At 60.4% G+C, this 10,724-nt stretch carries 12 protein-coding genes and 1 pseudogene; 11 read left to right on the top strand and 2 right to left on the bottom strand.

The window, feature by feature from the left end; all coding sequences use genetic code 11:
- Nucleotides 1-208: 208 nt before the first annotated feature.
- The 5 genes from JYJ84_RS18350 (at nt 209) to JYJ84_RS18370 (ending at nt 4,827) form a co-directional block, all read left to right on the top strand.
- Complete coding sequence (locus JYJ84_RS18350; protein WP_014896930.1) at nt 209-949, top strand: 3-ketoacyl-ACP reductase; 741 nt, start codon at nt 209-211, stop codon at nt 947-949.
- 119 nt (nt 950-1,068) lie between these two features.
- Entirely contained in the window at nt 1,069-1,635 is a 567-nt protein-coding gene (gene phaR / locus JYJ84_RS18355) for a polyhydroxyalkanoate synthesis repressor PhaR (RefSeq protein ID WP_006485265.1), read from the top strand.
- Nucleotides 1,636-2,108: 473 nt separating this feature from the next.
- Nucleotides 2,109-2,894 (top strand): lysozyme inhibitor LprI family protein, encoded by a 786-nt coding sequence (locus JYJ84_RS18360; protein ID WP_236027624.1) that lies wholly within the window; start codon nt 2,109-2,111, stop codon nt 2,892-2,894.
- A gap of 212 nt (nt 2,895-3,106) precedes the next feature.
- Nucleotides 3,107-4,147 carry an FAD-binding oxidoreductase gene (locus JYJ84_RS18365; protein ID WP_175221870.1) on the top strand — a complete coding sequence of 347 codons (1,041 nt, stop codon included), beginning with the start codon at nt 3,107-3,109 and terminating at the stop codon, nt 4,145-4,147.
- 146 nt (nt 4,148-4,293) lie between these two features.
- The gene (locus JYJ84_RS18370) at nt 4,294-4,827 is read left to right on the top strand and encodes a dihydrofolate reductase family protein (protein ID WP_175221869.1); all 534 of its coding nucleotides are present in this window, start codon (nt 4,294-4,296) and stop codon (nt 4,825-4,827) included.
- Nucleotides 4,828-4,911: 84 nt separating this feature from the next.
- Here JYJ84_RS18370 and JYJ84_RS18375 read toward each other — a convergent pair whose 3' ends face one another.
- On the bottom strand, nt 4,912-5,166 hold the full coding sequence (locus JYJ84_RS18375; RefSeq protein WP_122945534.1) for a hypothetical protein: 255 nt from the start codon (nt 5,164-5,166) through the stop codon (nt 4,912-4,914).
- Between the two features lie 472 nt (nt 5,167-5,638).
- Between JYJ84_RS18375 and JYJ84_RS18380 the strand changes: the two genes are divergently transcribed.
- The 4 genes from JYJ84_RS18380 to JYJ84_RS18395 all read left to right on the top strand — a co-directional run bounded on the left by JYJ84_RS18380 (nt 5,639) and on the right by JYJ84_RS18395 (nt 8,511).
- Nucleotides 5,639-6,541, top strand: a complete 903-nt coding sequence (locus JYJ84_RS18380; protein WP_236027623.1) for an HNH endonuclease signature motif containing protein — start codon at nt 5,639-5,641, stop codon at nt 6,539-6,541.
- A 245-nt stretch (nt 6,542-6,786) separates the two neighbouring features.
- Nucleotides 6,787-7,356, top strand: a complete 570-nt coding sequence (locus JYJ84_RS18385; protein WP_175221867.1) for a hypothetical protein — start codon at nt 6,787-6,789, stop codon at nt 7,354-7,356.
- Between the two features lie 29 nt (nt 7,357-7,385).
- The gene (locus JYJ84_RS18390; protein ID WP_175221866.1) at nt 7,386-7,892 is read left to right on the top strand and encodes a hypothetical protein; all 507 of its coding nucleotides are present in this window, start codon (nt 7,386-7,388) and stop codon (nt 7,890-7,892) included.
- Nucleotides 7,893-7,941: 49 nt separating this feature from the next.
- Nucleotides 7,942-8,511: a hypothetical protein gene (locus tag JYJ84_RS18395; RefSeq protein ID WP_175221865.1), complete on the top strand. Its 570-nt coding sequence runs from the start codon at nt 7,942-7,944 to the stop codon at nt 8,509-8,511.
- Between the two features lie 88 nt (nt 8,512-8,599).
- Here the strand turns inward: JYJ84_RS18395 and JYJ84_RS18400 are convergent.
- Nucleotides 8,600-8,929: pseudogene (locus tag JYJ84_RS18400) on the bottom strand (recombinase family protein); the annotation flags it as partial.
- A gap of 84 nt (nt 8,930-9,013) precedes the next feature.
- Between JYJ84_RS18400 and rimO the strand changes: the two are divergent.
- The gene (gene rimO, locus JYJ84_RS18405) at nt 9,014-10,375 is read left to right on the top strand and encodes a 30S ribosomal protein S12 methylthiotransferase RimO (protein WP_027787268.1); all 1,362 of its coding nucleotides are present in this window, start codon (nt 9,014-9,016) and stop codon (nt 10,373-10,375) included.
- A gap of 3 nt (nt 10,376-10,378) precedes the next feature.
- Nucleotides 10,379-10,724, top strand: a 346-nt coding sequence (locus tag JYJ84_RS18410) for a PfkB family carbohydrate kinase (protein WP_240201874.1), incomplete at its 3' end; no start/stop codon positions are given.

The raw sequence follows: 10,724 nt of genomic DNA on the forward strand, positions 1-10,724 counted from the left end.
TGCGAAGCGCGGGCTGGCGTCGCTGTGCATCGGCGGCGGGATGGGCGTCGCGCTCGCGGTCGAGCGTCCGTAACCGGCCGTTCGTCACCGGCCATTCGCGACCAGCGAACCGAATCCGGGTGCCGGCCGATTGCGGCTTCGGCCGGCGTCCCGTGAAGTCAGAGGGGGCCTCCGGCAGCTCTCGAAACCAAAAAATGGAGTGAGATTTATGTCTCAGCGAATTGCGTACGTAACGGGCGGGATGGGCGGCATCGGCACCAGCATCTGCCAGCGCCTGTTGAAAGACGGCTTCAAGGTGGTCGCAGGTTGCGGCCCGAACTCGCCGCGCCGTGTGAAATGGCTCGAGGACCAGAAGGCGCTCGGGTACGATTTCATCGCGTCGGAAGGCAACGTCGGCGACTGGGACTCGACCAAGGAAGCGTTCGACAAGGTCAAGGCTGAAGTCGGCGAGATCGACGTACTGGTCAACAATGCGGGCATCACGCGCGACGTCGTGTTCCGCAAGATGACGCACGAAGACTGGACGGCCGTGATCGACACCAACCTGACGAGCCTGTTCAACGTGACGAAGCAGGTGATCGACGGGATGGTCGAACGCGGCTGGGGCCGGATCATCAACATTTCGTCGGTGAACGGCCAGAAGGGGCAATTCGGCCAGACCAACTATTCGACCGCAAAGGCCGGCATCCACGGCTTCACGATGTCGCTCGCACAGGAAGTCGCGACGAAGGGCGTGACGGTCAACACCGTGTCGCCGGGCTACATCGGCACCGACATGGTGAAGGCGATTCGCCCGGACGTGCTCGAGAAGATCGTCGCGACGATCCCGGTGCGTCGTCTCGGCGGGCCGGAGGAAATCGGTTCGATCGTCGCGTGGCTCGCGTCGAACGATTCCGGTTTCGCGACGGGCGCCGACTTCTCGCTGAACGGCGGCCTGCACATGGGCTGAGCGTCCGCGCTGCGCGGGCCGGGTGGCCGCGCAGCCGGGCGTGTTCCGAAGGCCCCCGCCTCCCGGCTTCGGGCGGCGGGGATTCGTCACTTCCGCTACGCTGCACTCAAAGGCGTTACATGACTACTACAAAGAAGACGGCCGAACGGCTCATCAAGAAGTACCCGAACCGCCGGCTCTACGATACCGAGACAAGCACGTACATTACGCTGACCGACGTGAAGCAACTCGTGCTGGAGCAGGAGGACTTCAAGGTCGTCGATGCGAAATCCAACGAAGACCTGACGCGCAGCATCCTCCTGCAGATCATCCTCGAAGAGGAAAGCGGTGGCGTGCCGATGTTCTCGTCGTCGATGCTGTCGCAGATCATCCGTTTCTACGGGCATGCGATGCAGGGCATGATGGGCACGTACCTGGAAAAGAACATCCAGGCGTTCATCGACATCCAGAACAAGCTCGCGGATCAGTCGAAGAACCTGTACGAAGGCAATGCGATGAATCCGGAAGTCTGGTCGCAGTTCATGAACATGCAGGCGCCGATGATGCAAGGGATGATGACCAGCTACATCGAGCAGTCGAAGAACATGTTCGTGCAGATGCAGGAGCAAATGCAGAACCAGGCGAAGTCGATGTTCAGCACGTTCCCGTTCAAGCAGCCGGGCGCGTCGGAGCCGGAAAAGAAGTAACGGTTTCGCGGCAGGCCGACCGCGGCGGGCAACCCGTCGGGCGTCGGTGCCGCGAAGCTACGCGGTGCGGGTCGGCCGATCGCGCATTCGGGCGCGACGAGGTGCGGCCGGCGCCTGCCGAACCCTCTCGCCGACGGTCGTTCATGGCCGTCGGTACCGAATGCGCGCGCCGGGTCGGGCGTGCATGACCGTTGTCCGGTCGATCGAGATCCAGTCACCTGCGCAGGAAACCCGGAGCGTGCCCGGCCGGATGGTGTGCGTTCCTGCCGGTACACGTACCATGAGCGGCGCTGCACGGCGAAGCATGGCAGCTGCCTGCGGCGAAATGCGTATCGGCGACCGGGCACGACAGGCCGTGACGGGCGATGCGGCATCGATGCAGTGCGACAAAGAAAAACGAATTGAGAGAGAGCATGCGAGGGATTCGAATGGCATGGGCCCGCAGACTGGCCGTTCTTGCTTCGATATTCACGATGGGCGTTGGCGTGGCGGTACCGGCCTTTGCGATGGACTGCGCGAAAGCCGTGCAACCGATCGAGAAGCGCATTTGCGCGAGCGCCGTGCTGCGCGCGGCCGACGCGCGCATGAATGCGGCCTATGCGGGTGCGTTGAAGGCCGCGCCGGATACCGCTATCCGCGACATGCTGATGCGTAGCCAGCGCCGCTGGATCGATGCGCGCAACAACCGTCTCGACGCCGATTACGAAGGTCACCCGCTGGCCGTCGACGAAGTGCGCAAGACCATCGATCGGCGCACCGCCGTGCTGGCCGATCAATCGAACAAAGGGTTGATCGCACGTGCGCAGGCCGAGCGCCAGTGGCTCGCGAAATACACGGGCGGCCCGCTCACCGGTTTCGATGCAAACTGTGATTTCCTTCCCGACGATGCGAGTGGTGCGCACGTTTCCTATGCGTGCTTCGGCGCGGTCCATGTGCAGCATCGTGCGCGGGTCTGCAGCCAGAGCGAGGACTGGGCGACCGGTGCGGTCTATCAGTACCGGTCGGTGAGCGCGGCTGACGGCGGGAAGGTGCGACCCGTGGCGTTCTGCGAAGCGCCGGCACATGGGAGTGCGTGCGACGACGGTGGCGCGCATTCGGCGTGGATGCGGGCAGGGACGTCCGGTGGCGATAATCACGCATCGGCGCCGGTCGCCGGGTTGCCGCAACTCGATGCGGAAATGTGGCCGATCGGCGATGGAGACGACGCGGTGTGGTTCGAGCGGTGCCTGAAGGCGTCAGTGTTTCCGGACATGCGGTGACGTGCCGAATCGCGTGTTTGAGCAAGGCCCGCCTCGGCGGGCTTATTTGTTGCGTCAGTCCGCCCCAGGCGCAGTGGATGTCGATTGATCGCTTTGACGCCGGGCCGAGCGAGCGGGCGAGACGATTCGCTATGCCGGGCAGCAGGCAACCGCACAGCGGCGAAGAGGGGCGGACGGTATAGTCGAAATCGCGCAACGTCCGAATGTCACTCATGGGAAACAACACGCTACGCGTCGTCGTGGTCGGCGGCGGCATCGTCGGTGCATCCACCGCATGGCATCTTGCGCGATCGGGCGCGCAGGTCACGCTGCTGGAAAAGCAGGCTAAGGCCGCAGCTGGCGCGACTCACTGGTCGTTCGGCTGGGTGGGTACCGGCAGCGCGTTTCCTTCTGAAAGCCCGTCCAGCTTCTCCCGTACGCTCGCAGCGCTCCCGGAGTTCGCCCGGCTGGCGCGCGAGCTGGGCCCGTTGCCGGTGACGACGCGCGGGGCACTCGTCTGGCTGGACACGGATGCGCAGACCGCTGCCTTGATCGACGAGCAGCGCGCGGCGGGCGTGCGCATGGAAGCGTTGGGTCGTCGAGAGGTGGCCCGGATGGAGCCGCGTCTTGCGCGGCTTCCCGAGTTGATTGCATGGGCACCCGACGATTTCGTGGTCGAGCCGATCGACTTGGCTCATCAGTTGCTGGCCGGTGCGCAGGCCGCTGGCGCGCAGATCCGGTGCGGTTGCGCAGTCAAAGCGGTCGAAACGCACAATGGGCACGCTGTCGGTGTGCATACCGCGCATGGGCATGTGCCGGCGGATGTCGTCGTCCTGGCGAACGCTGCTTCCGCGGTTGCCATCGCCGCGGGCCTGGGCGTTTCCCTGCCTGTTCGCGAGGAGCCGGCCGTGTTGATGCGTTTCGCTGCCGAGCCGGGTCTCATCAGCCACCTGCTCTACGGGCAGGATCTTGAAGTGCGTGTCGGCCCGTCGGGCAGCCTGCTGTCGGCCGCGGATCCTCCGGAAGAGGGCGACAGTGGACTTGCCGCGCTCGCTGCCCGTACCGCCTCGGAAATTTCGGCGTTGTTTGCCGATCCGCCGACCCTCACGCCGCTCTCCGCGAAATCGGCGCTTCGGCCGATGACGAACGACGGAGCGCCGATCAACGGATTTTTGCCGGGTGTTGCAGGGGTTTATGCCGTCGTCGCGCATCCCGGCGTGATCCTGGCGCCCCAGCTTGGGCGATTGGCCGCAAGCGCGATGATGGGCGCGTAATTCGACGAGGGAGTGCGGGGCGATCGAACGGACGACGGGCGACGCCGCCGCTGCACCCGAAAACGGGGACGTCCTGTCAGCGCAGCGGCAGCGCACGGCGATCGTGGCTATACTCGGCATCCTTACATTAATGAAAGGATGCCTGTATGCGCCCTCGAGTCAGCGTATTTCTCGCCCTCAGTCTCGACGGATTCATCGCCGGCGAAAACGGTGATCTGTCATGGCTGGAGGCGTTTTCGTCGGACTCGCCGGATGAAACCGGCTATACGTCGTTGATGAACGACATCGACGTGATCGTGATGGGGCGCAACACCTACGACACGGTGATTGCGTTTGACCCGTGGCCCTATGCCGGCAAGCGGATGGTGGTCATGACCCGTCGGGAGCTGGCTTCGCGCCACGGCGAAGAGCCGTTCGACGGGGCGCTCACGACGTTGCTCGGCCAGTTGGCAGCGCAAGGCCATCGTCATGTCTATCTGGACGGCGGCACGACGGCGCGGGAAGGCATTGCGGCCGGCGTCGTCGACAGCATCACGCTCAGCTGGGTGCCGATCGTGCTCGGGAAGGGGATTCCGCTGTTCGGCAACGACCTGCCGCAGACACGGCTGCAGCTCGACGATACGAAGCGGTTGCCGAGCGGGTTGATGCAGGCCCGGTATGTGCCTGCCAGGCGGGATTGACGCGGGTGTGGCGATGAACGCAGCGCCCTGTGTGGGCGCTGCATGGTCATCGGGTCAGACCGGCGTAACGCGTCTCGTCGTGCGTCAGTGCACCGGATCGAAATCCTGCTCGTCGCCCGACGGAGGCAGGTCGAGCACGAGCTTGACGGCGCTGTAGTTGGCCTTGAGCGAAAACACGCGGCCGATCACGAAAAACGTCTGGCGCGAATTCTCGAGTTCGACGAAGTCGCCCGGTTGCGGCACATGCGCACCCTGGTCATACGAAAAGCTGGTGCTGGTCTGTTCGCCGATGGCTTCCGCTGCGTGCTCGGTGAATTCGATCGTGATGTGGGTGGTCATGCGTGCCCCGTTGGGTCGATTGAAAAGGATGGACGCCCGGATTTTCTCATAGCGGGCAGCGGTGCCGGGGCGATTCTTGCCGGCTGACGGGCGTCGGGGACAGCGCCGCAACGCGGCTTCGCCGGAAATGAAGGGGCATATCAGGTCCGGCTCGGCAGCCGGCCCGGAACGCGCCGGGCATTCGAGCGGACGACGCGCATCGTCGTCAACCGCTCGTTTTTGGATCGCCGGACACTAAATCGCTGTAAACTCACGCTTTTGCTGCCACGCCCCCACATTCCAGATGTCCCAATCCCCCAAAGTAGGGTTCGTATCCCTCGGGTGCCCGTGAGAATGCAAATATAAACTCCCTGCTGGGTGGCGGCTCACCACGATAGCTGGCGTCTCGATCGATCGCAGGCGCATACTCGTCGCCTTTCTCCAATCCAGGGTGTGACGCATGTTGGCTGTTGTTGCGGGCGAGCGGAATTCAATGGACTCCAAGCAAGACGTCCATGAACTTGCGGTGGCTCTACTCGAGCTTAGCGGCTTCCGTGGTGCTACAGCGATGAAGCGCGGTGCGAGGAAGTTCATTGATGCTGAGTTAGCGACCGGAGCACCTATACGATTTTGGCTCAAGGAGGGGCGCTACCACAATCGAACTACAGCGGCCGTACTACTCGGGGCTGTCACCGCGGCTTCAAGCACGGGAATCGCCGATAGCGCATTCTTGGATGCTGTCCTTCGCAACGTTGACGGCGCAAAGGCGGACGGCGCTGCGTACGCATTGTTTGTTCAACCGGCCGCACCTCCTGTCGAGGACAATTTGTGGAACTGGCTTGTAGTTCCGATAGATTCACTGTACGAAGCCTATAAGGAATTGCTTTCAAGGTTTCCTACGCGTGCGCGAAACGGCGTGACAGCGGCGTTGCCTTTTGTCGACGAGCGAAACGTAAAAACAGCCGAATGCGTCAGAGGGATCCGGTCTCTTGCAGTGAGTCTTGATGCGCTCGCGATTGGCGAAGGTCAGGAAATTTCACTGAGTGGTGCGCAAGGCGCCGATGACGGAAGAACCCACACGCGAGGCGAGTTTGCTGTTCGATTGAAACAGGCTCTGTTTCGAAATCGCGTCGGGGCAGCTTATGCATGGCGATGTGCAGTCACGAACTGCGCGGTCCGAAAAGTCCTTGAGGCCGCTCATCTGCCCGGCCGAAACTGGCGGGAACACAATCGCGCTCAAGACGGAATACTGTTGCGTGCCGACGTCCACAAGTTACTCGACGCTGGACTGGCCCGCCTTGAGAATGGCATTTTCCTATTGCATGCCGAGATAGAGAAGAGTGAGTACGGGCGGTATCATGGAACCCGGATTCGCACACTCGCCTCTGAGAACTGATTCGCGCATCAGAAAGTTGCTTGCCCGCGCCCCGCCAAGGGCCGGTGTGGCATCGTGAGCCCCTGTGAATGCTTCTTGGTTTCCGCGGAAGGCCCGTTCGGCCGGAATCTTACGACTTCCGGCGGGGAAGGTCGCGTGGATGCCTGTAGAAAAGTAGAGATATACCAACGCTTTGCCCTAGGGCATACGCTCAGGATGCGCTTGTTTGTCTCAAATTTCCATTACACTGACTCAGTCAAGATCCGGTGTATGACGGACCGACACTTAACAAGAAGCAAAATCAACGACCACACGGGGGAAGTATGTCGAGCGGTAGGCAAGTCAGCTTTGCGAATTTCATTTGTAAATTCGGTGATAAAAATCTCCTTGATGTCGCTGAGGATATCGTTCTTCCGGCCTTTCTTAATTGCGAAAATTTCGAGCCGAGGGGTTACAGCGATACCCGGTATTTCTTCTACCAAACGACACTGCTGAATTTGGGTAATAAGAGAAAGCCCGTATTGGCAGTGGCCGGCAGGTTTATCAAGGATACAACATTGCGAAGCGAGCAAGTGTTCGAACGCGGTCGTGGTTTGGTGAGGAAGGTTGGGTCGCTCGATTCTGCGCCATCGGCAATATTTGTATTAATTCTGAATACTCACAAGTTAATTTATTGTCCGGAAACTGCGCATAGTCCGGCAATCTCTAGTTTTCGCAGTACGGTTTATAACTATATTCGACAAAGTCAAAAGAAATTCATTCAAGAGGAGTATGATCGGCGAGTTGAGATTCGCGATCGGGCGATTGAGGATGGGGGGGGTCCGTCGAGCGCGTGACCAAAAAGAAACTGTGGGAGGAATTCCCCGTGTCCACGCTAGATGTTGTTCCGATTCCGAGTGCCCTTAGTCTTTCCGACTTCGTTAAGCGGTATAGGCAATTGTCGTCGATTTCTTTGCGTGTTCTTCAGACAAACAGTGAGTTGGATAATTCGAGGCTCTTGCAGGCAATTCGTACAACTGGTGGCCAGCTTGGCGCGAAGAATTCTCAGATTACCCATTCGGCTGGCGATAATCGAACTCTAGACACAAACGAAGCAATAGTGCAACTCCGTGCAGTTGCGATGGACGGTAATGTTGACGTCAAACTCGCAGGAAAAGATGCCTCTGGAAATAAATTGATCGGAAATAATGAGGAGTTCAGGTTGCGAGTCCAAACCGACGGGGTCTCAAGGGATGTGCCGGATGCTGCCCTGCAACTCAATAATGTGCTGAATCAAGAGATCGAGAGAAATAATATAAAAATTGCTCAAGATGCCGATCCCGAGCAGACTGACTTGGCGGTGAGGCGAATTGCGAGAAGATTTGATGTCTAATCAAAGATTCGTGTTTTCGAGAGAGGATCTGTTGAAGGAGCATTCTCTCTTGGATATTTATAGAATTGCCAGATTGACTCCCGCGAATGGGTTTAATGTGGCAGTAACTGCTGTCGTCTTTTTTGTGTGTGTTGCATATTGTGTTCGCGTGGGATCTGACCAGTCTATGGTTTTGAGCCTGTTGCGACAGACGACTGCTGATGCTATTGCGTTTTCAGCTAGTATCTTGGGTTTCTTGGTTGCGGGTTTTACTATATGTGTGTCCACTAAATCTGAAATATTTTTCTTAATGGCGAGGCACGAACGGGATGAAACGGGAGTTAGTTATCTAAAATATAATCTATCGATATTTCTTCTTGTTTTTATTCATTATCTTGCATTCACGATACTTTGCGTTTCGATTAGGATATTTTTTGCGAGCGGTGGCCCTGGGGATGTTTTTCTGCACGATCTGCCTGTGAGTCGTGACGTTCAGGGGCTTGTGAAATCAGTTGGTGTTGCGGTGGTATTTATTGGGTTTGTGACTTGGTTCTTCTATGTGTTGATGTTGTTAAAGTCATTTATATTCAACGTATATCACATAGTGATGACTGGCATCGCCATGACGATCGACGACTAATCACACATGCTTAGAATTGACCCGTGGATGCGTGCAGCGGTTGCGCTCCAGAGGGTGTTAAGCGGACGGCGCCGAGGCGCCGTTTTTTTACGATGACCATCGGCTGCGCCTTCAGATGCTCGCGGTTGTACTCGCGGCCGTCGCGGGCCGTCACGACATTGATTCCGGCGTTGACGATCTGCGCCAGTGCCTGTAGTGGCTCGGCGCGGCTCAACCGATCCAGAACCTCAACGATCAGGACGGAGCCGGCAGGCACCTGGACATCCTCGGCCGCACGGAGGAAGACGCCGAGCGCGCCTTGCCGGACATGGCGCTGATGGTAGGCCGACAGTCCTTCGTCCCGAAGGGATAGGGACGCATCAAGCTCCATCTCGTGGTTCGCCGCCCAGCGGGCCGCGTATTCGAGCTGGCGATCAATGCTGCCGCCGGCCGCTTGTTTTGGGTCGCTGACCCATAAATCGCTGTAAACTCACGCTTTTGCTGCCACGCCCCCACATTCCAGATGTCCCAATCCCCCAAAGTAGGGTTCGTATCCCTCGGGTGCCCCAAGGCGCTCGTCGACTCCGAACAGATCATCACGCAACTGCGCGCCGAAGGTTATGAAATCTCCGGCACCTACGACGGTGCCGACCTCGTCGTCGTGAACACCTGCGGCTTCATCGACGAAGCCGTGCAGGAAAGCCTCGACGCGATCGGCGAAGCGCTGACCGAGAACGGCAAGGTGATCGTCACCGGCTGTCTCGGCGCGAAGTCGAGCGCGAGCGGCTCGAACCTGATCGAGGAAGTCCACCCGAAGGTGCTCGCCGTCACCGGCCCGCACGCGGTGGGCGAAGTGATGCAGGCCGTGCATTCGCACCTGCCGAAGCCGCACGACCCGTTCACCGATCTCGTGCCCGCGGCCGGCATCAAGCTCACGCCGCGTCACTACGCATACCTGAAGATTTCGGAAGGCTGCAACCACCGCTGCACGTTCTGCATCATCCCGTCGATGCGCGGCGACCTCGTGTCGCGCCCGGTCGCCGAAGTGATGCTCGAAGCGGAGAACCTGTTCAAGTCGGGCGTGAAGGAACTGCTCGTGATCTCGCAGGACACGAGCGCGTACGGCGTCGACGTGAAGTACCGCACGGGCTTCTGGAACGGCAAGCCGATCAAGACGCGCATGACCGACCTGGTCGCCGCGCTCGGCGAACTCGCCGCGCAGTACGGCGCATGGGTGCGCCTGCATTACGTGTATCCGTATCCGAGCGTCGACGAAGTGATTCCGCTGATGGCCGAAGGCCCGTTCAAGGGCCACGTGCTGCCGTACCTCGACGTGCCGTTCCAGCACGCGCATCCGGAAGTGCTGAAGCGCATGAAGCGTCCGGCGAACGCCGAGAAGGTGCTCGAGCGCGTGCAGAAGTGGCGCGAGATCTGCCCGGACCTGACGATCCGCAGCACGTTCATCGCGGGCTTCCCCGGCGAGACCGAAGAGCAGTTCGAAACGCTGCTCGACTTCATCCGCGAGGCGGAACTCGATCGCGTCGGTTGCTTCGCGTATTCGCCGGTCGAAGGCGCGACTGCAAACGAACTCGACGGTGCGCTGCCGGATGAGGTTCGCGAGGAACGCCGCGCGCGCTTCATGGAAGTCGCCGAGGAAGTGTCGGCGAACCGCATCCAGCGCAAGGTCGGCAAGACCCTCAAGGTGTTGATCGACGAAGTCAGCGAGGAAGGCGGGATCGGCCGCACGGCGGCCGATGCGCCGGAGATCGACGGCGTCGTCTATGTCGAACCGGCGGCGAAGGCATCGAAGCGCTACAAGGTCGGCGATTTCGTGTCGGTGAAGATCACGGGCGCCGACGGCCACGATCTGTGGGGCGAGGTGTAAGCGATGACCGCCGCATTTCCGGAGATCCTCGCGCTCGGCGAGGCGATGATCGAATTCAACCAGTCGCAGCCGGGCCGGCCTGAATTCCTGCAGGGCTTCGGCGGCGACACGTCGAACTTCTGCATCGCCGCGGCGCGCCAGGGCGCGTCGACGGGCTTCGTGTCGGCCATCGGCGACGATCCGTTCGGCCGCCTGCTGGCCGACATGTGGCGCGCGGAACGCGTCGATACCACGTACGTGCGGATCGACCGTGCGGCGCCGACCGGCGTGTATTTCGTCACGCACGGCGCCGACGGCCACCAGTTCGACTACCTGCGCGCAGGCTCGGCGGCGAGCCGCTATGCGACGG

The sequence above is a fragment of the Burkholderia sp. LMG 13014 genome (genome assembly GCF_905232215.1).
In the GTDB taxonomy this organism is placed as follows: Bacteria; Pseudomonadota; Gammaproteobacteria; order Burkholderiales; family Burkholderiaceae; genus Burkholderia.

Excerpts from the sequence above, each read along its gene's own strand:
- JYJ84_RS18350 (WP_014896930.1), top strand. The coding sequence starts at position 209 with ATGTCTCAGCGAATTGCGTACGTAACGGGCGGGATGGGCGGCATCGGC.
- phaR (WP_006485265.1), top strand. The coding sequence starts at position 1,069 with ATGACTACTACAAAGAAGACGGCCGAACGGCTCATCAAGAAGTACCCG.
- JYJ84_RS18360 (WP_236027624.1), top strand. The coding sequence starts at position 2,109 with ATGGGCGTTGGCGTGGCGGTACCGGCCTTTGCGATGGACTGCGCGAAA.
- JYJ84_RS18365 (WP_175221870.1), top strand. The coding sequence starts at position 3,107 with ATGGGAAACAACACGCTACGCGTCGTCGTGGTCGGCGGCGGCATCGTC.
- JYJ84_RS18370 (WP_175221869.1), top strand. The coding sequence starts at position 4,294 with ATGCGCCCTCGAGTCAGCGTATTTCTCGCCCTCAGTCTCGACGGATTC.
- JYJ84_RS18375 (WP_122945534.1), bottom strand. The coding sequence starts at position 5,166 with ATGACCACCCACATCACGATCGAATTCACCGAGCACGCAGCGGAAGCC.
- JYJ84_RS18380 (WP_236027623.1), top strand. The coding sequence starts at position 5,639 with ATGGACTCCAAGCAAGACGTCCATGAACTTGCGGTGGCTCTACTCGAG.
- rimO (WP_027787268.1), top strand. The coding sequence starts at position 9,014 with ATGTCCCAATCCCCCAAAGTAGGGTTCGTATCCCTCGGGTGCCCCAAG.